This window comes from Paenarthrobacter sp. NPDC089988, assembly GCF_044748465.1.
In the GTDB taxonomy this organism is placed as follows: Bacteria; Actinomycetota; Actinomycetes; order Actinomycetales; family Micrococcaceae; genus Arthrobacter.
In genome coordinates, this window is sequence record NZ_JBIVGD010000002.1 from 11,154 (window position 1) to 32,487 (window position 21,334).

Below are 21,334 nucleotides of genomic sequence, written 5' to 3' on the forward strand. Positions count from 1 at the left end.
GGGCCAGCCGTCAGATACTGGTTCGGGAACTAAATTTAGAATCTAAATCAAAGGAGTTTCGTGAGCACCTCCGCCACCAAGGCAAACCTGTCCCACTCCGACCGCATGGCCGACCCCAACTGGTGGCGCCAGGCGGCGGTGTACCAGATCTACCCGCGCAGCTTCTACGACGCGAACGGTGATGGGCTGGGCGACATCAAGGGCATCACCGCCAAGGTTCCGTACCTGAAGGAACTCGGCGTCGACGCCGTGTGGCTGAGCCCGTTCTACCCCTCAGCTCTCGCCGACGGTGGCTACGACGTGGACGACTACCGCAATGTGGATCCCAAGCTCGGAACGCTGGAGGACTTCGACGAGATGGCCGCTGCCCTCCACGACGCGGGGATCAAGCTCGTGGTGGACATCGTGCCCAACCACTCCTCGGACCGCCACGAATGGTTCAAGGAAGCACTGGCATCGCCCAAGGGTTCCGCAGCCCGTAACCGCTACATCTTCCGCGATGGCAACGGCGAAAACGGTGAGCTGCCGCCGTCGGATTGGGATTCCGTGTTCGGCGGGCCCATCTGGGAGCGCATCACCGAACCCGACGGCACGCCCGGCCAGTGGTACATGCACATCTTCGCCAAGGAACAACCGGACTTTAACTGGGAAAACCCGGAAATCCGCGAGGACTTCCTGAAGACCCTGCGTTTCTGGTCAGACCGTGGGGTGGACGGCTTCCGGATCGACGTTGCCCATGGCATGGCCAAGGACCTCTCCGAGCCGATGCCTATGAAGGCGGACCTGGCCGCCAAGGCCCACAACACAGACGGCTTCATTGATGGTTCGCACCCGTTCTGGGACCGCGACGAAGTCCACGAGGTCTACGCGGAATGGCGCAAGCTGTTCAACGAGTACAACCCGCCGCGCACCGCCGTCGCCGAGGCCTGGGTCCATGAGTCCCGCCGTGCCCGCTATGCCAGCCCGGAAGGACTTGGCCAGGCCTTCAACTTCGACCTCCTGCAGTCGGACTTCGACGCTGCCTCGTTCAAGAAGATCATCACGGACAACCTGGTCGCCGCCAAGGAATCCGGCGCCTCCTCCACGTGGGTCTTCTCAAACCACGACGTCGTCCGCCACGCCACCCGCTACGGGCTGCCGAAGGGTGGGTCCGTAGCCCAGGGAACCAACGCAGCGCAGGACATCACCGGCACCGAACCCAAGGGCCAGGACGGCAAGGGCTGGCTGCTGGCCGGTGCCCCGGCCGCCGAACTGGACATTGAACTCGGCCTCAAGCGTGCCCGTGCGGCATCACTGCTCCTGCTTGCACTTCCCGGCTCGGCCTACCTGTACCAGGGCGAAGAGCTGGGCCTGCGCGAAGTCACGGAGATTCCCGACTCCGAGCGCCAGGACCCGTCCTTCTTCCGCAACAAGGGCGTGGAGATCGGCCGCGACGGCTGCCGCGTTCCGTTGCCTTGGACCCCGGAAGGGTCCGCCTTCGGTTTCGGCGGCGGCACAGCACACCTGCCGCAGCCTGCCTGGTTCAAGGACTACGCAGTGTCCACCCAGGAAGGCGTGGAGGGCTCCACGCTGGAGCTCTATCGCAAGGCACTTCGCCTCCGCAGTGAACTCCAGACCGATGAAGAACTCGAATGGGTGGAGACCGGCAACCCGGACGTGCTGCACTTCAGCCGCCACGGTGGCTGGGAGACGGTGACCAACTTCGGAACCGAAGCCTTCGAGCTTCCGGCGGGGACCGTCGTCGTGAGCAGCGGACCGTTGGAAGACGGCAAGCTGCCCGCCGACACCACCGCGTGGGTAGTCCGGGACGCCTAGGCGCCGGCACCAATGACTCATACGAACGGGCGGGGACGCCTCATTTACGGTTGCATGGGACTCGGCGGTCCGTGGGATGGCACGTCTTACGGCTCCATGGAGATCGACCAGGCTGCTGCCGTGATCGAAGCCGCACAGGGGATCGGGATCGAACTGTTCGATCAAGCCGATATCTACCGCAGCGGCAAATCAGAGGCCGTCTTTGGGGAAGTCCTCGCCCGTTCGCAAGGCCTGCGGGAATCGGTCCAGCTACAGACCAAGTGCGGAATCCGGCTCGGGGAGCGGGGGCTGGATACCCACTATGACCTCAGCCGCGAAGCCATCCTGGAGCGGGTCAACCAGAGCCTGAAAAGGCTCCAGACAGACTATGTGGACATCCTCCTGCTGCACCGACCCGATCCCCTCATGGACGCGCGCGAGGTGGCTGACGCCGTCGGGCAGTTGATGGCCGAAGGCAAGGTGCGGCACTTGGGTGTGTCCAATATGTCCGGTGCGCAGATCGCCTACCTGCAGGACCGGCTGGAGACGCCCATCGTGGCCAACCAATTGGAAATGAGCCTGCTGAAGCGGGATTGGCTGGAGAGCACTGTGCTGGTCAACCATCCCGAGGGCGCCGCAACCAGCTTTCCGCACGGGACACTGGAGCATTGCATGGCAAACGGGATTGAGCTCCAGGCCTACGGTTCCTTGGCGCAAGGCCGGTACACCGGAGCAGGCGGGCTGAACCCAGCTGATACGGCGACGGCCGCAATGCTGGAACGGCTGGCAGGGGAGAAGAACGCCACTCCCGAATCCGTCCTGCTCGGCTGGCTCATGAAGCACCCGGCACGGATTTCGCCCGTGGTGGGCACCACCAATCCGGGACGGATCGCAGCGTGCGCCCAGGCCGCCGACGTAGCGGCAACCATGTCGCGCGAAGAGTGGTACGGCCTCTGGACCACGGCCCGCGGAAACAACCTCCCTTAACCCAACTGAGTCGCAGTAGTGCGCGTTATGAGAGCTCAAAACGGGCTTAACTGCGACTCAGTTGGGTGACAACAGCAACACATAAGGCCCCCTACGAAGCGTCAGCCACCACGGAGTAGGTGCTCGAATCGCCCTGGATGGACTGGCTCAGTTTGCCGTCTACACCCACGGGGATGTCACCGGCGATGGTTACGCGGTTCAGCTTGCGCGGCTGGCCGTCGTAGTTGTCCGGTGCGTAGTGCTGGGTGATCCGGTTGTCGAACAGCACCACCTGGTTGGGTTCCCAGTTCACGCGGACCACGTTCTCCGGACGCGTCACATACGCCTGCAGCAAGCGGATGATGTCCTTCGACTCAGTGTTGGACAGGCCGACAATCCGCAGCCGCTGCGCGAAGCCCCCAATGAACAATCCGCGCTCGCCGGTCAACGGATGGACACGCACCACCGGGTGGGCCGTCTCGAACTTCAGGCGGGTGAACTCCTTGCGGCGTTCCTCGGCGTTGGCGTGCTCCAGGTTCTTGGGCACGGAGTAGTCGTAGTCATTGGTGTGGATGGCCCAGAGAGTGTCCGCGAAGTTGCGCAGTTCCTCCGGCAGATCGCGGTAGGCACCCGCCGAGGAGGCAATCAGCGTCTCCCCGCCGTATGCCGGAAGATCGATGCTGCGGAGCGTGGAGGCCTGCGGTGGGTTCACTACGAACGTGACATCCGTGTGCCAGTTGTTGGCCGAACCGTTCTCGCTGTCCACCGGCAGGACGTTCTCTTCGCCCTCAACCGAAGCCACCGTGGGGTGCGCCTTGGTCAAAGGGCCGAAGTGCGAGGCAAACTTCACCTGGGCTTCGTCGGTGAAGATGTTCGCTTCCCGGAACACCAGCGCCTTGTGCTCGTTGAGCGCCGAACGGATCTGTGCGACGGTCTCCGCGCTGAGGTCACCGGAGATGTCGAGGCCACGGATCTCGGCGCCGATGCGTGAACCCAGCTTGGCAAACTCGAGCTTGGTTTCGGTAATGACAGTCATGGTTTCTTTCCTTTTCTTTCAGTGATGGGTGTGGCGGGGTGCCACGGGTACAAAATCAGGCGGTAGAACCGACGGCGGTGCGCCAGCGGGAGAAATGCCGTTCCAGGGCGACCAACAGGAAGTTCACGGCAAGCCCCAGCAGGGACACAGTGAGGATGCCCGCGTACATGTCCGGGATGAGGAAGCTGCTCTGGGCGTTCACGATCAAATAGCCCAAGCCGGCCTTGGCTCCGACCATTTCGGCCGCGATCAGCACCAGGATGGACGCGGTGCCGGCCATGCGGATACCGGTGAAGATGGTGGGCACCGCAGAGGGCAGGATGACCTTCTGGAAGAGCCGGACGTTGTTCAGTCCCAGTGAGCGTGCGGCCCGGATGAGCAGGGGATCCACGGTCTTCACGCCTGCGATCGTGTTGAGCAGCACGGGGAAGAACGCAGCGTAGGCAACGATGCTGATCTTCGATTCCTCGCCGATCCCCAGCAGGAGCGTGAACACCGGCAGCAGGGCCAGCGCGGCGGTATTGCGGAACAGTTCCAGCAGCGGGTTCAGGACGGCGTTCAGCTTCCCGTACCAGGCGATGAGCAGGCCCAGCGCCACACCCGCCACCAGTGCGGCGCCGAAACCGGCTACCGAACGTGTCAGGCTGGCGGCTATGTGCCCTTGGATGGTCCCGGCATCGAACAGCTTGCCCCAGGCTGCGAGGACTTCATGCAGCGGTGGCAGAAACACCCGCGTGGAAGGGCTGGCCAGGTACGTCGGCCCGAGTTCCCACAGCAGGAGGAAGGCAAGGACGGCTGCGGACTTCCACACCGCCGATCCCGCAACCGCGGTGACCCTTCGCGCCACGGCGCGGACCGGCGTCGTGCGTTCCGCTTCCAAAGGAACTGAAGGTTCGACGGCGGCAGCCGGCTGGGGTGCGGCGGCTGCGGTTTCTGCGTGCGTCAGGGTGGTTGTCATCAGGCCGCGCTCCTTTCAAGGGTGGTTGGTTCGTCTGGTGCACTGCCGTCCGGCAGGATCTTGCGGTGTCCGGCATCCTGCGCTCGCCGGACCTCGTCGTGGAGGAGTGTCCAGACCTGATGGCGGTGCTCCACGAAAGCGGGGTTGGAGCGGATGTCCTCATCCCCGTCGCGGTCCGGAATGTCGATGTCCACGATCTCCTTGAGCTGGCCGGGCCGCGCGCTGAGCACGGCGACCCGCTGGCCCAGGTACACGGCCTCGTCAATGCCGTGCGTGATGAAGACGATCGTCTTGCCGGTGGCTTTCCAGATCCTGAGCAGTTCGTCCTGCAACTGCTCGCGGGTTTGTGCGTCCAGGGCCGCGAACGGCTCGTCCATCAGCAGGACATCGGGCTCGTAGGCCAGGCTCCGGGCGATGGCCACGCGCTGCTTCATGCCGCCGGACAGCTCGTGGGGGTAGCGGTCCTCGAAGCCCGCCAACCCTACGAGTGCAAGGTACTCGCTGGCTTTCCCAGCGCGTTCCCGGCGACTCAGCTTTTTGCCGTCAGGTCCCTTGCCTTCGAGTCCAATGGACACATTGGCCGAGGCCGTCCGCCACGGGAAGAGGGCGTATTGCTGGAACACCACGGCACGGTCCTTGCCGGGGCCGGTCACGGGTTTGCCGTCCACCAGGACCTCTCCGGAGGTCGGCGTGGAAAGCCCGGCCAACAGGTCCAGCAGGGTGGTCTTGCCGGAGCCGCTGGGCCCTACCAAGGTGAGGAACTCGCCGTCGCGAACGTCCAGGCTGAGCCCATCGATGGCCGTGAGCCGGGATGCGGGTGCCCCCTTCGTGGCACGGACGGTGAATTCCTTGGTGACGTTTTTCAGGCTGATTTTCGCGGTCATGGCTATCCCTTCGTCGTTCCGCTGGAAGCCGTGGCGCTGGCCGCAGGCTGCTTCGCGAGGTCGTTGAAGTCGTTGGTGTAGTACTTGGACGGCGTCAGGTTGCCCTTCACGATTCCCGAAGAGTTCAGCCACGCCTCCCAGCGGGTGAAGTCCTCGTCCTTGATCACGCCGTTGTCCGGCACGCCCGGGCTCTTCCAGTACTTGAGGTTGGCTGTGCTTTCGTTGCGTCCACGGCTTTCGATGATCTTGGTGAAGCGTGCGATTACTTCCTCGCGCGGCGTTTCCGTGGCCCACTTCAGTGCTTTGGCAATGGCGGTGGTGAACTCGCGGGTGGTGTTCGGGTTCTTTTCGATGAAGTCGTTCCGGAGCACGATCTGGCCGCCGGCGAACGTGCCGAACAGTTCATAGTCGTTGAACAGGGAACGCAGCCCGCCGGCTTCGATTGCCCGGTCCTGCAGCACTCCGCCCAGTGTTCCGGCGTCTACCTGTCCGCGACGGATGGCTTCCTCGGTGTCGTTCGGTGGCAGCGGCACCAACTGGACCTGCTTGATTTCGTCTTGGCTGAGGCCGTTCTTGGTGAGGTAGGTGTTGATGACGGCCTCATGGTGGGCGCCCAAGGTGTTGACGGCGACCTTCTTGCCGATCAGGTCCCGGGGTCTTTTGATGTCGCTGTCGGCCTTGACGTAGTAGCCGCTGAAGTTCTTGGCGTCTGCTCCGTAGTAGTTGATGACGCCCTTCACCGGGGCACCGGCTTCAATCAGCTTGGTCACCGCGCCGGTGAACGCCCCGCCAAAGTCGGTCTGGTTGGTCGCCGCCGACTGGATGTCCTGCGGACCGCTGGTGGTGTTGCCCACCCAGTCAAGCTTGATGTCGCCCAGGTAGCCGAGGTCTGCGGCGAGCTCCGGGAAGGTAACCTGGTTGGCCCAGCCCTGGTAGCGGAGTTCCTTGACTTCGGGGCCCGCTTGGCTGGCTTGACCGGCGTCGGCTGAACCGCCGCAGCCGCTCACCGTCAGCGCAAGTACGACGGCGGCCGCGACGCTCAGGAGGGGCAGTTGCAGTTTCATGGGAGCTACTTTCGGGTGGTTGGTTTGTGGTTGGGGAACCGTCTGTGAAACGGCTTGGGAACGATGAAAGCCCATATGGACGGCGGCAGGGAAGTGATCCGGTAACGGCCGGAAACGCTGGGAAACAGCGGGAAACGCAATGAAATCCGGGGCCTTTCGAGGCAACGGAACGACACAAAGACGCCGGGTTGACCTCCGTGAAGCCTGTGTTCCGAAAAGTGACCCAGTGCTTACGGTGGGCCAAAGCGACTGGCGCGTACCGGCGTCGGGCAGTCATACTGCGGGACCCCACAGCATTCAGGGGTTTAGTTCGTATTGATCCTCACAACCGGGCGCAATTCTTCGCCCCGCGGGCCGGTGGGCGGATACGGTAGATACATGACGTCTAGCATCGCCGCCGAGTCCGTTCGGCCTACCCGCAACATTCCTGCCGATATCGCCCGTTCCTGGCTCCTCGTGAACGCCATGAAGACGGAGCTTTTTGACGAATCGGCGGGCTCGCGTGCAGACGCCATCATCCTTGACATCGAAGACGCCGTTGACCCGTCCCAGAAGGACAAGGCCCGCGAGAACGTAGTGAACTGGCTGACCAATGGCGGCCAGGCCTGGGTCCGCATCAACGACGCCACCAGCCCCTTCTGGGCCGACGACCTCGCAGGCCTGCGCGGCACCCCCGGCTTGCTCGGCGTAATGCTGGCCAAGACCGAATCCGCGGACCAGGTCACAGAGTCCTACCACCGCATGGACGGCAAGACCCCCGTGATCGCGCTGGTCGAGTCCGCCCTCGGCATCGAAGAGGCCAACCACATCGCCCGCGCCCAGGGTGCGTTCCGCCTGGCGTTCGGTTCGGGCGACTTCCGCCGCGATACCGGTATGGCGGCCACCCCTGAAGCCATGGCGTACCCGCGTGCCAAACTGGTTGTCGCCAGCCGTGTGGGCAACCTGCCGGGCCCCATCGACGGCCCCACCGTAGGCACCAACCACCCGATCCTGCGCGAGCAGACCGGCATCACAGTGACCATGGGCATGACCGGCAAGCTGTGCCTGGCCATCGACCAAACCACGGTCATCAACGAGGTCATCAGCCCCACGCCGTCCGACGTCGCATGGGCCACGGACTTCATGAACGACTTCGAAGCCAATGGCCGTGTGATCCGCGACGGCTCGGACCTCCCGCGCCTTGGCCGCGCAGAGAAGATCATGAAGCTCGCTGTGGCCTTCGGGGTCCAGCCTTCGCTGTAGGCATGCTCGTCCACGGAGTCGTTTGGGACTCGTCCTCCCCGGCGCTGCGGCTCCACACCCCGGACGGGGAGTTCAGTGACCTTGCGTTGGCCCAGGGATCATCCCTGGGCCTGCGCGTTATCCCCGGCCTGTGGTGCCTTGGCCATGTCAAAGTGCACGGGCCGGGGGACCGGACCCACGTCCCCTGCCGCAGTTCATCCCCTGCCGAGCGCGGCAAACAGTGCGGCGCCTGCTTTGCCAAGGACGATTCCCGGCTCATGCACGACTTCCACCGCGGCGGATCCGTCCCGGCCGGACTTCGGGCCTACCTCATGCAGCCGCACTGGCTCTATGTCGCCACGTTCGCCAACGGCGCCACCAAGGTAGGGACGGCCTCTGCCCCACGTAAGTGGAACCGGCTCGCCGAGCAAGGAGCCGTTCACGCCTCCTATGTTGCGAACGCCGAGGATGGCCGGATTGTCCGTGTACTCGAAGACCTCGTGACGCGGGATTTGGGGCTCGTCCAGCAAGTCCGCTCCGCCGCCAAGGCGACCTCGCTCGTGGAGCCGCGTCCCGGCGTCGAACTTGAGGCGATCAACCGGAAGCAGGCCGCCGGCGTGCGGGAGCTCCTGGGCGGACTGGCAATGACGGGCTACACGGTTGTTGAGGAGGAGTGGAAACGCCCGGCTTTGGCCGACCGGCTGTGCAACGCCCGTGCGGTCGGGGCCGTGCGGCACGCCTACCCTGCAACGTTCGACGACGGCGGCCACGGACTGCGGGTCCGCTCGCTGTCAGGGGCCATCGCCTTGGCCGGACTTCCGGACGCTTCCGGGGTTGAGGTGGAAGGCAGCTTCGTCGCCGACCTCGGCGCGCTGAAGGGCCGCAGGATCGAACTCGGCCCGCACGTCACGGAGATCCCTGCGCTTCAGGACTCCCTGTTCTAGCCCGTTGTGGGGGCGCCGGTAGACTTGGACGGTGCTGAACGAATTCTGGGCCACTGCCTCCACCGGCTACAAAGCGCTGGTCTTCAGTGCCATGGGCCTGATCGCCGTCGGACTGATCCTCTCGATCGCAGGCAATACCTCCGGAAACCAAGGGCTCGCGCTGGCCTCGCTGCCGGTCATTGGCCTGGGCCTGGTGCTCCACGTGGTGGGCCTGGTGGTCCGCGGCCAGAAGATCCGCAAGAGCTACAAGAAATAATTGCCTCCTCAGGCGGAATCCACCCAGCAGGCACACCCGGCTGGCCGATAGGGTTGGAACCATGAGTATCAATCCGGACCTGCAGGGCCGAAGCTACCCTGCCGCAGAGGTTTACGACGTTGGCCGAGAGAAGATCCGCGAGTTCGCGAAGGCCGTGAAGGCCACCAACCCCGCGCACTTCGACGTGGAGACCGCACGCGCCTTGGGCCACAGGGACCTTGTTGCGCCGCCGACGTTCGCCATCATCGTTGCCCAGCGCGCCGACGCCCAATTGGTGGAGGACCCCGAGGCCGGGATCGACTTCTCGCGGGTGGTCCACGCCGACCAGCGTTTCACGCACCACCGCGCCATCGTGGCCGGTGACCGTCTGGTTGCCGAGCTCCATGTGGACGGTGTCCGGGCCATGGGCGGCGGTGCCATGATTACCACGCGTTCGGAAATCTATGCGCTGACCGACGGCGACAACCGTGAGAAGGTGGCCACCACCACCTCATCCATCCTGGTCCGCGGAGAGGGACAGTAATGCCAAAGTTCGAAGACCTGTCAGTCGGCCAGGAAATTGGCTCCACCAGCATCGAGGTCACGCGCCAGGACCTGGTCAAGTACGCCGGGGCATCCGGTGATTTCAACCCGATCCACTGGAACGAAGCATTCGCCACGTCCGTGGAACTTCCGGGCGTCATTGCACACGGCATGTTCACCATGGGCTCCGCAGTACAGCTCGTGAGCGACTGGGCAGGCGACCCTGCCGCCGTCGTGGATTACCAGACCCGCTTTACCAAGCCGGTCCTGGTCACCGACACCACCGGTACCGCCGAAGCGGGAGCCGTCATTGACGTCACCGGCGTGGTTGGCGCGCTCGACGCCGAGGCGGGCACCGCCCGCATCGACCTGACCGTGGTTGCGGCGGGGCAGAAAGTCCTTATGAAGTCCCAGGCGGTTGTCAAGGTCGCCTGACCCAAGCAGTACCGCAACGCAGCGGCGCGTCACTACGACAGGAATGTCCAGGTGGCGCGCCGCTTCGTCGTGAGTGAGCCCAGGGGCGGAGTCGGCTCAATCCCCGCTAGGCTTGATGGGTGACCCAGACGCTGCTTTCCGAACTGACCACGGCTGCCGTCGGCGGCCCCGCAGGTACCTATGTGGAGGCCCGCACCGAGGCTGAAATCATCGACGCCGTCCGGTCGGCTGACGCTGCGGGGGAGAAGCTGCTGATCATCGGCGGCGGCTCCAACCTCCTCGTATCGGACGCGGGGTACCCCGGGACGGTCCTCAAGATCGCCTCCGAGGGGTTCACGGTGGACTCCGAGGACAGTTGCGGGGGAGTCTCCTTGGTGGTCCAGGCAGGCCACAACTGGGATGCGCTGGTTGAATACACCGTGCTGCATGCCTGGTCCGGCCTCGAAGCGCTGTCCGGGATTCCCGGTGCCACGGGCGCCACGCCTGTTCAGAACGTGGGAGCATACGGTGCCGACGTCTCGCAGACCATCGCCGCCGTCCGCACCTGGGACCGCGAACGCAATGCCGTGCAGACCTTCACCAATTCCGAGCTGAAGTTTGGCTACCGGGATTCCATCCTCAAGCAGACCACTGTGGAGGGCTCGCCGCGATACGTGGTGCTGACCGTCGAATTCCAGCTGGCACTGGGCCGGATGAGCGCCCCCATCCGTTACGCCGAGCTGGCCCGCGTCTTGGGAGTCGAAGTGGGTAAGCGCGCCTACTCCAACGATGTCCGCCGGGAAGTCCTGAAGCTCAGGGCGTCCAAGGGGATGGTCCTGGACGCCGAAGACCGCGACACCTTCTCCACGGGCTCGTTCTTCACCAACCCGATCGTCCCGTCCGAGCAGGCTGCGCAGTTGCCGGAGAATGCGCCCAAGTACCCGGCGGGGAGCGACGGACTGGTAAAGCTTTCCGCTGCCTGGTTGATTGACCAGGCGGGATTCACCAAGGGCTTCGGGCTGGAGGAGTCGAGTGCTTCCGGTGGCCGGGCCTCCCTCTCCACCAAGCACACCTTGGCCATCACCAACCGCGGTTCAGCCACGGCCGCGGACATGGTGGCGATCGCACGCGAGGTGCGTGCCGGCGTCGTGGATCGCTTCGGAATCGAGCTCCATCCGGAGCCGCTGCTCATCGGGGTAGCGCTCTAGGGCTTTCCGGAAGGTTGGGCGTCAGCGGACGCGTCGCTCCGCGATGGGCAGAACCTTGTTGAGCAGCAGGAACGTCAGACCGCAACTGACTGCCCCCAGCAGGAAGATCTGGCTGAAGGCGATGCTCTGCGGCGAGGGGCCGCTCGGGAGGAAAAGCCCGGCCGTGGCAAAACCCACCAAGCCGAGCATCATGACGATGGAACCCAGCAGGAAACTGCGGACCTGCGCCGCGGCGGCCGGGTAGAACCATGGTTCGGGGGCGTCGTCGTCGCGGTCCGATACTGGCTGGCTTACGGCAGCGGCGCCAATCAGGAGGGCAGCTGCGGCTGTGGCAACGAGTCCCGCCAGCTGGATGCCCTGCATGGAGGGGGACAGGCTCACTCCGGTGCCGACGGCAACAACGAGTCCGGCGCCGAGCCCCATGGCGGTGCAGCACCAACCGGCGGCGGCAAGCCAACGGCTGAGCGGCCGCACCAGAGGGGCAAGATCACCAAAAAGCATGAATCCATCCTAGGAAACGGTTCTGGAAGGCCGCTGGGAGGCGCGGCAAGGTTCCCTGTGCCCCCCGGCGGCCCATAGGATGAAGCATGCCTGCGAAGCCGCTTTCCTCCAGCACGCTGTCCGTCCGGCCGCAGGTCATGGGCCGCTTACGCCTGGTGAGCCAAGGACTGCTGGGCGGCGGGTTTCCTTCCGTTCCCGATGCTGTCCGCTGGATGACGGCCATGCAGGCCCAGGACCTTGGCCACGCACTGTGGGCCGTGGGACAGCGGGTGCCCGGCACAGCGGCTTCCCACGTCCGGGCCGCCTTGGACGCAGGAACCATCGTCCGTTCATGGCCCATGCGCGGCACGCTGCACCTGTTGGCACCGGAAGATCTTCGCTGGATTCTTGCCATCACCCGTCCGCGGCTCCTGAAGTCGCTGACCGGCCGGCACCGCGAACTCGCCATCACCCCGGATGACATCAGCCATGCCAGGGACATTGCACTGAAGACCTTGGAGACCCTGAAGAGCTCCGACGGGACCACCGGGGCCAGCCGTGAACAACTCTTCGCGGCCTTCGAGGAAGCCGGCCAGATCACTACGGGGCAACGCGGAATCCACCTCCTGGGCAGCCTGTGCCAGGAGGCGTGGCTGGTCCAAGGTCCAATGGCGGGGACCAACGGCAAGGTGGGCGTCCAGCAACTGTTCGTGCCTTTCGACCAGTGGGTCACGGAATCCCGTGACCTGGACCGTGAGGAAGGCATCGCCGAGCTGCTGCTGCGCTACATCCGAGGCCATGGACCGGCTACCATCCGGGATTTCGCCTGGTGGAGCCAGGTGCCGCTCACGGAGGCCCGGAAGGCATTGACTGCGGTGCAGGAGGAGATGGTGGAGCTGGCTTTCGACGGTGCCAGCTATTGGCTCTCGCCGGAGACTGCGGCCATGCTCGACGCCGGTGTGCCCGGCTCCCGCTCCTTGCTGGCCCTCCCCGGTTTCGATGAGTACCTGCTCGGGTACCAGGACCGGAACCTGGTGCTGGATCCCGAGCACGCCGAATTGGTGGTCCCTGGCCGGAACGGAGTGTTCAAGCGCATCATCGTCTCCGGAGGCGTGGTGGTCGGGACGTGGGCGCGCACCGGCAACGGGAAGGACTTGGGCGTCGTCCCGGAGCCGTTCCTTGGCGAACTCGGTCCAGCCGCGAGCCGCTCGTTCCAAGCACAGGGCCGGGCCTTCGCGAAGTTCATGGCGGGCTGAGACGCCAAAAACCCGCTTTCCCGTCGCTGGGCAGCAACGGAAAAACGGGTTCAGGACGTGAAGGCGGTGAAGCTTAGAGCGTGCCCGTCACAATGTTCAGCATGCGGCGCAGCGGCTCGGCTGCGCCCCACAGGAGCTGGTCGCCCACGGTGAAGGCGCTGATGTACTCCGGGCCCATTTCGAGCTTGCGGATACGGCCCACCGGGATGTCCAGGGTGCCCGAAGCCGCAACGGGGGTCAGGTCCGCCATGGACGCTTCCTTGGTGTTGGGCACAACCTTGGCCCACTCGTTGTCCTTGGCCAGGAGGTTTTCGATCTCCGTGACGGACAGGTCCTCGCGGAGCTTCAGGGTCAGAGCCTGCGAGTGCGAACGCATGGCGCCGATGCGGACGCAGAGTCCGTCCATGGCAATGTGTTCCTTGCCCGCGGCGCCCTTGGCGGTGCCGAGGATCTTGTTGGTCTCCACACCGGCCTTCCACTCTTCCTTGGACTGGCCGTTGCCGAGGTCGGCGTCGATCCAGGGAATCAGGGAGCCGGCCAGCGGAACGCCGAACTGCGTTGCGTCAACACCGGTGCGCTGCGTGGCGAGGACCTTGCGGTCGATCTCCAGGATGGCCGAGGCCGGGTCGTCGAGCTCGCTGCTGACCTCGTTGTTGAGGGTGCCGAACTGGTTCAGGAGTTCGCGCATGTGCCTGGCGCCGCCGCCGGAAGCGGCCTGGTACGTCATGGACGTACCCCACTCCACGAGGTTGTTCTTGAAGAGGCCGCCGAGGCCCATGAGCATGCAGGACACCGTGCAGTTTCCGCCGATGAAGTCCTTCACTCCGCCGGAAAGGCCTGCGTCGATGACGTCGCGGTTGATGGGGTCCAGCACAATGATCGAATCGTCGTTCATGCGCAGGGTAGAGGCGGCGTCGATCCAGAGTCCGTCCCAGCCACGGCTGCGAAGTTCGCCATGGACCTGCTTGGTGTAGTCGCCGCCCTGGGCGGTAACAATAATCGGCAGCTTGGCAAGCGTCTCAATATCGAACGCATCCTCGAGCTTGCCGGCCCCATCAGCGAAGGACGGGGCGGCACCTCCTGCGTTCGAGGTGGAGAAAAATACCGGGTTGATGTTGGCGAAGTCGTTCTCTTCCTGCATGCGGTGCATCAGGACGGAGCCGACCATGCCACGCCAACCGACCAGTCCAACGGACGGATTAGCTGCTGTAGTCATTCACCCAGTCTAAACTTTCGGACCCGCCCGCCGCTGTTGGTTACGTCACCCGCACAACGTACGACGACGGCCCGCACCACAGTGCCCGGCGACCCCGAAGCGGGACTACTGGCCGGCGTCGTGCTCCTGCAGGAGGGCCGCTTTCCGGGCCCGCAGCGCAAAGAAGGCGCCGAAGGCGAAAACCTGCGTGACCACCACGAGCACGATGATCCCCAGGATTTTGTTACCACCCAGGATCATGGTCAACCCAACGATGGCCGAGAGCAGGGCGAAGAGCGGGAGCAGCATGTAGCCCAGCACAAAGAGGGTTTCGGGTTTCTTGAGCATGCTGTTCCTAGCTTTCCGTCCGGCGCCATGTGGTGAACCGGTATTTCGTGCCATTGTTGGCAGTGAGCCAGCCCTCGGCCGGCGCCATGGTGTCAAACTTCCAGTCGCCGCCCAGTTCCGGAGCGAAGGTATCGCCGTCGAGGTCGGCGTCGATGATGGTGATCACCGCAAGGTTGGCGATGCCCATGGACTGTTCGAAGATCTCTCCGCCGCCGATGATCCAGACCTTTTGGCCGCCGGGGGCGAATTGGGATTCCAGCAAGGCGGCGTCGAGGGAGGACACGACGGTGGCGCCTTCGGCCTCGGGTGTTGACGCCCACTCCTGGTTCCGGGTGACCACAATGTTGGTTCGTCCCGGCAGGGGCCTGTACTTGTCCGGGAACGACTCCCAGGTCTTCCGGCCCATGATCACGGGGTGGCCCGAGGTCAGCTTGCTGAAGTGCTTCAGGTCCTCCGGCAGGTGCCAGGGCATGCTGCCGTCCTTGCCGATCACTCCGGCTTTCGTCTGGGCCCAGATCAGGCCGATGCCGGTCATTGCGGCAGCGGTCTCCTGGGTGAAGATGACGCCGGGAAGCTGGGCCGGGTTCTCTGGGGAAGGCGTGCTCATACGGCGATCGGTGCCTTGATGGTGGGGTGGTGCTGGTAGTTGACCACTTCGAAGTCGTCCAGCGTGTAGTCGAAGATCGAGTCCGGCTTCCGCAGGATGTTCAGCTGCGGGTACTCGTACGGCTCGCGGCTGAGTTGTTCGGCCACTTGCTCCACGTGGTTGTCGTAGACGTGGACATCGCCGCCGGTCCAGACGAATTCGCCCGGTTCCAGGCCAAGTTGCTGGGCCACCATCCGCGTGAGCAGGGCGTAGGAGGCGATGTTGAACGGGACGCCGAGGAACGTATCCGCTGAGCGCTGGTAAAGCTGGCACGAGAGCTTGCCATCGGCTACGTAGAACTGGAAGAACGCGTGGCACGGCGGCAGTGCCATGTCCTTGAGCTCGGAGACGTTCCACGCGGAAACGATGTGCCTGCGCGAGTCCGGGTTGGCTTCCAAGCCCTTCATGAGCTCGGAGATCTGGTCGATGTGGCCGCCATCGGGGGTGGGCCAGCTGCGCCACTGCACCCCGTAGACCGGCCCGAGTTCACCCTCGGCGTCCGCCCACTCGTCCCAAATACTCACGCCCTGGTCCTGCATCCACTTGACGTTCGAATCGCCGCGCAGGAACCACAGAAGTTCAACGGCGACGGACTTGAAATGGACGCGCTTGGTGGTGATGAGCGGGAAGCTCGAGCCCAGGTCGAAACGCAGCTGGCGCCCGAAGACACTCCGGGTTCCGGTGCCGGTACGGTCAGATTTGTGCGTGCCATTCGCCATGACGTCACGCAAAAGGTCTTCGTAAGGGGTGGGAATGCTCACGAGTCAAGCTTACTTGCCAACCTGCCCCGAACGAGATCTATGAGCGTTTCGTCACGGACCCCCGCGTGGCGGGCCGTATTTATCAGACCGTCGACGGCGGTCATCACCGCCGCGTCTGCGCCGGCATTGCCGTTCGGCACCTCAGCTGGCCCGACGACGACAGTCCCGTGCCGCCGTCGTGCTTCAATCAGTCCGGACTGCTCAAGTTCGCGGTAGGCGCGAGCCACTGTGCCCACTGCGATGCCGAGGTCTGCCGCGAGGCTGCGGACGGTGGGCAGCCGGTTCCCGGGAGGGAGCGCGCCGACGGTGATCAGCGAAGCCAGCTGCCTGCGGATCTGCTCGTAGGGCGGAACGGGATCGGCGAGGTCGATCGTGATGCCGGCCGTCATGGAGCGGGCTGGCTTTGCGTGGCATCGCTGGCCCGCGGAATTGCTCGGAACAGGCTGCGGACGGGCGTAACCACTACTGCAACGGCGATCGCCAACAAGATGGCGCCGATAAGTGTGACTGGACTCGGGGCCAGACGATCGAACGCTGGAAAGAGCGCCGCCCAGGCCTCGACGTTCGTCAGCAGCAGCGCGGCAGATTGCGCCAGGCCGTAAGCAGTGAGTGTTCGCACAATGCGGTACATGCTGATGGCCCGCAGTACGGCATCGAGGCCTTGCTCCTCTGGAAACTCAGGAACACCACGACGACGGCGGGCGGCAAGGATCGCGGCAGCGGCGACTATTCCCACGCCGAAAGTGAGCAGCAGGCTGGCCGGCCACGACGGCGTAGTTGCCAGGAGGCCCTGGCCTGCGCCGGTCATGACGATGGCGACGGCAAAGATGGCAGCGGAGACTATCCCGAACGTGAGCAGACCCCGCGATACTGGCTGCCGCGGCCAGTGCAGCGGTGCTTCCGGGTCACCGTAGTTGCGGGCAATCAGCAGTTCCCCGACGGCGATGGACAAGAGGACGAGGGAAGCCATGACGGCCACGAGGATTGCCAGGCCCAAGGGTCCCTGGCCTTGCGCGGGTATGAAGCTGTACCAAAACACGATGGTCAGGAGGGGTGACGCCCCCACGATCCCCATCAAAGCGCCAATGGAGATGCTGAGCTTCGCCGCGCCGTGGGTCCCGGGATCGGCGCGGAGGGCCTGGCCGCTCACGGTAGTGCCGCCGGCGACGAGGGAGGGGAGCTTCGGCACCCGCCACCACCACATCACCAGCAGGACCGCCATGTTGACGAAGCCGAGCAGGTTGAACCACGACGATTGCCAGGCAGCGCCGGGTGCCGGGAGAACTGCGAAATTCCCGGCGATGGCCGCCAGTCCGGCCGCAATAGTGGCCGCTGTCCGCAGCAGCCGGTTGGCCGCGATGCCGCGGAGGACCCGGTTGTCGTCGCCGTCCAGTGTTTCCAGCTGGCGTCGACGGGCAATGAGCACCAGCACCAGCCACGTCCCCGCTGCCAAGACCGCCAGGGCGCCACAGAGCCAGCCTGCCAGTTCCGATCCAGCAATCCTGCCATCCTGGCCTTGCCCGAAATAACCGGTGTTGTAATCCGCGGACCGACCCGGCGCGGGCTGGGGAAGCACCGGCGCATACGCCGGCAACGCCGTGATCCAGGCGATGACTACCGCGGCATAGGTGAAGATCGCAGCGGTGGTCCAGGCAAGCCCTCGGGGGAGGAAGTCGCGGATCCGGCGGACAGTTAATTCTGCGTATCTGCGGGGTGCTTTCGGTGCAGGGTAGCTCCACTGGCCCAGGGCATGGACTGCCAGCATTGCCAGGACAGGCCACGCAAGGGCGCCCACGATTTGCTCGGCGGTCACGGGAGCAGTCGTCGCCGTTGGATTTGCCCGGATGACGCCTGCGCTCATGGCCGCCTGCAGGGAACTGGCCATCCAGCCGATGATGCCCACCCACAAGCCGTGGGACTCGACGGACTTGGCATCGGGCTTCGACCAGACCTGCACCCGAAGGAACAGGTAGACCAGCACTGCGCCGATGACGGGACCGAGCAACACTAGTGGCGGCAGGTAAAAGGACACGATCAAGACCCCCAAGTCTTTGACATCAATGTGTCAAGTATTTGATACAAAGACCTGGGGGTCAACTCTGCCTAGTCGTCGAACGGCTTGACCTGCTCCACGGACACGACCTTCCGTTCGCTGCCCCGGACCACCTGGCAGACAATCACTTCGCCCGGGGTCAGGAAGGGATCTGAATCGGGCAGCACCTTCCGCAAGGATCCGGACATGTGCAGGCCCAACTGCTTCAGCACGGTTGGCAGGGCAGGCCGGTGCGTGCACACCGCAATGGGAACCTGCTTGTCGAACAAGGCCTCCACTGCTGCCGCGGTCTTCTTCGGTGACCGGTCGTGGTTGTGCTCCGTGAGGGCTTCCACCAGTTTCACCTTGGCTCCGCTGGCCTTGGCATAGGGCGCGATGGTGGCGACACAACGTACCCATGGGCTGGTCACTATGCGCTGTGGTTTCCATCCCTGCAGGAGGCGCTGTACGGCAACGGCTTGGCGCTGTCCCGTGGCAGCCAAGGGACGGTCGCCCTCGGCCTTGGTCCACGAGGACCGCGGCTTGGCCTTGGCATGGCGGATCAGCACCAGCGGCCAGGTATCCAGTTCGCCCCGGACGTGGGCCTTGGCCAAGTATTCGAGCGGGGGCACATCGGTGGGGTTGCTCAGGAAGGTCGCGGCCCTGTCCGGGCTGCACCACATGACGCTGTCCACTTCCTTGCCGTCGGGACGAAGGAGATCTCCGTTGACCCGGACAGCCCAGTAGTGGACAACCTTGAGGCCGGCATTTACGTGGTAGTGGATGGGTGGCAAGGGGATGCCCAGAATGGCATCCAGCCCAATCTCTTCACGTACTTCCCGGACGGCGCACTCCGGAACCGTCTCGCCGTCGTCGAGCTTTCCTTTGGGCCACGACCAATCGTCATAGCGGGGGCGATGGATGAGCAGCACCTCCAGGGTGCCCTTGTGGATGCGCCACGGAATGGCGCCAGCCGCGACGACGGCCACCGGTTCGCCCGGATGGTCCGTCTGGTCGGCCACGGGGGTATCGCTGTTCAACTCTTCCCTTACCGCCGCGCCGCTGCCCGCTGACGCGAACGCGATGCCAGGAGCCAGGACTGCATGTCCAGCAACGCTTCGCCGTTCCCGTCCAAGTGGTGGCGGGTCCAGTGGCCTTGGTTGTCCAGGTGCCAGCTGGCCGTCCCGTCGTCCACGTAGCGGCGCATGAGGTCCAGGACGGCGTTGACGTCGTCCTTGCTGGCCAGCTGCACCAACGCTTCCACGCGGCGGTCCAGGTTACGGTGCATCATGTCCGCGGAACCGATGTACACCACGGGCTCGCCACCGTTGGCGAAGGCGAAGACACGGGAGTGCTCCAGGAACCGGCCAAGGATGGAACGGACCGTGATGTTCTCGCTGAGGCCGGGAACGCCGGGCCGCAGCGAGCAGATGCCGCGGACCACCACGTCCACCTTCACGCCCGCCTGCGATGCCCGGTAGAGGGAGTCGATGATGGCCTCGTCCACCATGGAGTTGACCTTGATCTGCACCCGGGCAGGAACACCCTTGTGGGCATTGCGGATCTCTGTTTCGATCCGGTCCACCAAGCCGGAACGCACCGAACGCGGCGCCACGAGGAGCCGCTTGAACGTGGACTTCGGGGCGTAGCCGGAGAGCTGGTTGAAGAGCTTGGAAAGGTCCTCGCCCACCTGCTCATTGGACGTCAGCAGGCCGAGGTCTTCGTAGTAGCGTGCCGTGCGCGGGTGGTAGTTGCCAGTGCCGATGTGGCAATAGCGCCGGAGCCCGTCCACTTCCTGGCGCACCACGAGGGAGAGCTTGCAGTGGGTCTTGAGGCCCACGATGCCGTACACCACATGCACGCCGGCTTGCTCAAGCTTGCGTGCCCAGGAAATGTTGGCTTGTTCGTCGAAACGGGCCTTGATCTCCACAAGTGCCAGTACCTGCTTGCCGGCTTCGGCAGCGTCGATCAGGGCGTCCACAATGGGGGAGTCGCCGGACGTCCGGTACAGGGTCTGCTTGATCGCCTGGACCTTGGGGTCCGCTGCAGCCTGCTCAAGGAACGCCTGGACTGACGTGGAGAACGAGTCGTAGGGGTGGTGAAGGAGGATGTCGCGGCGACGCATTGCAGCGAAGACGTTGGCCGCCTTGGACGTCTCGGACTCGTTCAGGTACCGGGACGTGTGCGGAACATGCTTGGGGTAGTGGAGGTCCGGGCGGTCGATGCCGCTGATTGCGGACAAGCCGCGAAGGTCCAACGGGGCCGGAACGGAGTACACCTCGGACTCCTCCACGCCCAATTCCCGGATCAGGAGTGCGCGGATGTTCGGGTTGATGTCCGTGGTGACTTCGAGGCGGACGGGAGGGCCGAAACGGCGGCGCAGGAGTTCCTTCTCCAGTGCCTGGAGGAGGTTCTCGGCATCGTCTTCTTCCACTTCAAGGTCCTCGTTGCGGGTCACGCGGAAGGTGTGGTGTTCCAGGACTTCCATGCCGGGGAAGAGCTTGTCCAGGTGGACGGCGATGAGTTCTTCAAGGGCGACGAAGCGGGCGACGCGTCCGGGAACTGCACCGGCGCGGGGACCGTCCACGGAGATCAGCCGCGGCAACTGGTCAGGAACCTTCACGCGGGCAAAGAGTTCCTTTTCGCTGACCGGGTTGCTCACGATCACGGCCAGGTTCAAGGACAGGCCGGAGATGTACGGGAACGGGTGTGCCGGATCCACCGCCAGGGGTGTGAGGATGGGGAAGACCTTCTCCTGGAACATCAGGCTCAGGCGGTGCCGGGCCTCTTCGTCGAGCTCGTTCCAGTGCATGATGTGGATGTGCTCGTACGCCAAGGCCGGGCGGATCTGCTCGGCGAAGACGCGGGCGTGCCGTTCCTGGAGCTTGTGGGCCTCCGCACCGATCTGCTCCAGTACCTCGATGGGGCTCAGGCCTGCGGGGGAAGGGACGGCAAGGCCCGTGGCGATGCGGCGCTTGAGGCCGGCCACGCGGACCATGAAGAACTCGTCCAGGTTGGAGGCAAAAATGGAAAGGAAGTTCACCCGCTCCAGCAGGAAGAGGTCCGGATCTTCAGCGAGTTCCAGGACACGCGAGTTGAAGGCCAGCCAACTGAGTTCCCTGTCCAGGAAACGGTCCGGAGAGATGTCGCCTTCGGGCTCGAGGCTTGGGGCGAACTCGGGGATGTCGATGCGGTCCTGGGTGGCCCGCGAAGCGGGAACTTCCGATGAGCCGAAGCGCGCGGGCAACGTTGCGCCCTTAGAGGTGGATCCGGCGGTGCCGACGGGGTCCGGCTGCATGGGTTTCTCCTAAGCTCAGGACTGGGGTTTCCTCCCACATTACAAGCAAAT

General features: G+C 64.6%; 22 protein-coding genes. 9 read left to right on the forward strand and 13 right to left on the reverse strand.

Translation table 11 applies throughout. The annotated features are described in order from the left end of the window. Positions 1-60 precede the first annotated feature (60 nt). Together ACIPV6_RS03275 and ACIPV6_RS03280 are read left to right on the forward strand one after the other, a co-directional pair. A complete protein-coding gene (locus tag ACIPV6_RS03275) occupies positions 61-1,815 on the forward strand; it encodes a glycoside hydrolase family 13 protein (protein WP_400269531.1) in 1,755 nt (584 codons plus the stop codon). 12 nt (positions 1,816-1,827) lie between these two features. After that, the gene (locus tag ACIPV6_RS03280; RefSeq protein WP_400269532.1) at positions 1,828-2,781 is read left to right on the forward strand and encodes an aldo/keto reductase family oxidoreductase; all 954 of its coding nucleotides are present in this window, start codon (positions 1,828-1,830) and stop codon (positions 2,779-2,781) included. Between the two features lie 91 nt (positions 2,782-2,872). On the opposite strand, the gene ACIPV6_RS03285 is transcribed toward ACIPV6_RS03280, so the two are convergent. Genes ACIPV6_RS03285 through ACIPV6_RS03300 form a run of 4 tightly spaced genes read right to left on the reverse strand, consistent with a single transcriptional unit; the run spans position 2,873 to position 6,702 of the window. Next, positions 2,873-3,796, reverse strand: coding sequence for a TauD/TfdA dioxygenase family protein (locus tag ACIPV6_RS03285; RefSeq protein ID WP_400269533.1), 924 nt, complete (start codon positions 3,794-3,796; stop codon positions 2,873-2,875). Between the two features lie 55 nt (positions 3,797-3,851). Next, positions 3,852-4,754, reverse strand: coding sequence for an ABC transporter permease (locus ACIPV6_RS03290; RefSeq protein ID WP_400269534.1), 903 nt, complete (start codon positions 4,752-4,754; stop codon positions 3,852-3,854). Further along, the gene (locus ACIPV6_RS03295) at positions 4,754-5,638 is read right to left on the reverse strand and encodes an ABC transporter ATP-binding protein (RefSeq protein ID WP_400269535.1); all 885 of its coding nucleotides are present in this window, start codon (positions 5,636-5,638) and stop codon (positions 4,754-4,756) included. Before ACIPV6_RS03295 ends, ACIPV6_RS03290 begins: the two co-directional genes overlap by 1 nt. 2 nt (positions 5,639-5,640) lie before the next feature. After that, complete coding sequence (locus ACIPV6_RS03300) at positions 5,641-6,702, reverse strand: ABC transporter substrate-binding protein (RefSeq protein ID WP_400269536.1); 1,062 nt, start codon at positions 6,700-6,702, stop codon at positions 5,641-5,643. Between the two features lie 378 nt (positions 6,703-7,080). On the opposite strand from ACIPV6_RS03300, the gene ACIPV6_RS03305 reads away from it, so the two are divergent. The 6 genes from ACIPV6_RS03305 to ACIPV6_RS03330 all read left to right on the forward strand — a co-directional run bounded on the left by ACIPV6_RS03305 (position 7,081) and on the right by ACIPV6_RS03330 (position 11,267). After that, positions 7,081-7,944, forward strand: coding sequence for an HpcH/HpaI aldolase/citrate lyase family protein (locus ACIPV6_RS03305; RefSeq protein ID WP_400269537.1), 864 nt, complete (start codon positions 7,081-7,083; stop codon positions 7,942-7,944). A gap of 2 nt (positions 7,945-7,946) precedes the next feature. Then, positions 7,947-8,867, forward strand: coding sequence for a DUF2797 domain-containing protein (locus tag ACIPV6_RS03310; protein WP_400269538.1), 921 nt, complete (start codon positions 7,947-7,949; stop codon positions 8,865-8,867). A gap of 31 nt (positions 8,868-8,898) precedes the next feature. After that, the gene (locus tag ACIPV6_RS03315; protein ID WP_400269539.1) at positions 8,899-9,123 is read left to right on the forward strand and encodes a DUF3188 domain-containing protein; all 225 of its coding nucleotides are present in this window, start codon (positions 8,899-8,901) and stop codon (positions 9,121-9,123) included. 61 nt (positions 9,124-9,184) lie between these two features. Continuing rightward, positions 9,185-9,646: a MaoC family dehydratase N-terminal domain-containing protein gene (locus tag ACIPV6_RS03320; protein ID WP_400269540.1), complete on the forward strand. Its 462-nt coding sequence runs from the start codon at positions 9,185-9,187 to the stop codon at positions 9,644-9,646. After that, the gene (locus ACIPV6_RS03325) at positions 9,646-10,080 is read left to right on the forward strand and encodes a MaoC family dehydratase (protein WP_400269541.1); all 435 of its coding nucleotides are present in this window, start codon (positions 9,646-9,648) and stop codon (positions 10,078-10,080) included. Before ACIPV6_RS03320 ends, ACIPV6_RS03325 begins: the two co-directional genes overlap by 1 nt. Before the next feature lie 119 nt (positions 10,081-10,199). Beyond that, positions 10,200-11,267, forward strand: a complete 1,068-nt coding sequence (locus tag ACIPV6_RS03330) for a UDP-N-acetylmuramate dehydrogenase (RefSeq protein WP_400269542.1) — start codon at positions 10,200-10,202, stop codon at positions 11,265-11,267. 21 nt (positions 11,268-11,288) lie between these two features. Here ACIPV6_RS03330 and ACIPV6_RS03335 read toward each other — a convergent pair whose 3' ends face one another. Then, the gene (locus tag ACIPV6_RS03335; RefSeq protein WP_400269543.1) at positions 11,289-11,768 is read right to left on the reverse strand and encodes a hypothetical protein; all 480 of its coding nucleotides are present in this window, start codon (positions 11,766-11,768) and stop codon (positions 11,289-11,291) included. An 86-nt stretch (positions 11,769-11,854) separates the two neighbouring features. On the opposite strand from ACIPV6_RS03335, the gene ACIPV6_RS03340 reads away from it, so the two are divergent. Further along, positions 11,855-13,003 (forward strand): winged helix DNA-binding domain-containing protein, encoded by a 1,149-nt coding sequence (locus ACIPV6_RS03340; protein ID WP_400269544.1) that lies wholly within the window; start codon positions 11,855-11,857, stop codon positions 13,001-13,003. 73 nt (positions 13,004-13,076) lie between these two features. On the opposite strand, the gene asd is transcribed toward ACIPV6_RS03340, so the two are convergent. The 8 genes from asd to ACIPV6_RS03380 all read right to left on the reverse strand — a co-directional run bounded on the left by asd (position 13,077) and on the right by ACIPV6_RS03380 (position 21,283). Next, the gene (asd, locus tag ACIPV6_RS03345; RefSeq protein ID WP_400269545.1) at positions 13,077-14,219 is read right to left on the reverse strand and encodes an aspartate-semialdehyde dehydrogenase; all 1,143 of its coding nucleotides are present in this window, start codon (positions 14,217-14,219) and stop codon (positions 13,077-13,079) included. A 105-nt stretch (positions 14,220-14,324) separates the two neighbouring features. Further along, positions 14,325-14,546, reverse strand: a complete 222-nt coding sequence (locus ACIPV6_RS03350) for an NF038396 family protein (protein WP_400269546.1) — start codon at positions 14,544-14,546, stop codon at positions 14,325-14,327. A gap of 7 nt (positions 14,547-14,553) precedes the next feature. After that, entirely contained in the window at positions 14,554-15,153 is a 600-nt protein-coding gene (locus ACIPV6_RS03355) for a dihydrofolate reductase (protein ID WP_400269547.1), read from the reverse strand. Continuing rightward, positions 15,150-15,953: a thymidylate synthase gene (locus ACIPV6_RS03360; protein ID WP_400269548.1), complete on the reverse strand. Its 804-nt coding sequence runs from the start codon at positions 15,951-15,953 to the stop codon at positions 15,150-15,152. Before ACIPV6_RS03360 ends, ACIPV6_RS03355 begins: the two co-directional genes overlap by 4 nt. Then, complete coding sequence (locus ACIPV6_RS03365; RefSeq protein ID WP_400269549.1) at positions 15,950-16,342, reverse strand: GntR family transcriptional regulator; 393 nt, start codon at positions 16,340-16,342, stop codon at positions 15,950-15,952. The genes ACIPV6_RS03360 and ACIPV6_RS03365 overlap by 4 nt, the downstream gene beginning before the upstream one ends. Continuing rightward, the gene (locus tag ACIPV6_RS03370) at positions 16,339-17,985 is read right to left on the reverse strand and encodes a hypothetical protein (RefSeq protein WP_400269856.1); all 1,647 of its coding nucleotides are present in this window, start codon (positions 17,983-17,985) and stop codon (positions 16,339-16,341) included. Before ACIPV6_RS03370 ends, ACIPV6_RS03365 begins: the two co-directional genes overlap by 4 nt. 71 nt (positions 17,986-18,056) lie before the next feature. Beyond that, positions 18,057-19,025, reverse strand: a complete 969-nt coding sequence (locus ACIPV6_RS03375; RefSeq protein WP_400269550.1) for an NUDIX domain-containing protein — start codon at positions 19,023-19,025, stop codon at positions 18,057-18,059. An 8-nt stretch (positions 19,026-19,033) separates the two neighbouring features. Continuing rightward, positions 19,034-21,283 carry an RNA degradosome polyphosphate kinase gene (locus ACIPV6_RS03380; RefSeq protein ID WP_400269551.1) on the reverse strand — a complete coding sequence of 750 codons (2,250 nt, stop codon included), beginning with the start codon at positions 21,281-21,283 and terminating at the stop codon, positions 19,034-19,036. Between the last annotated feature and the right edge of the window lie 51 nt (positions 21,284-21,334).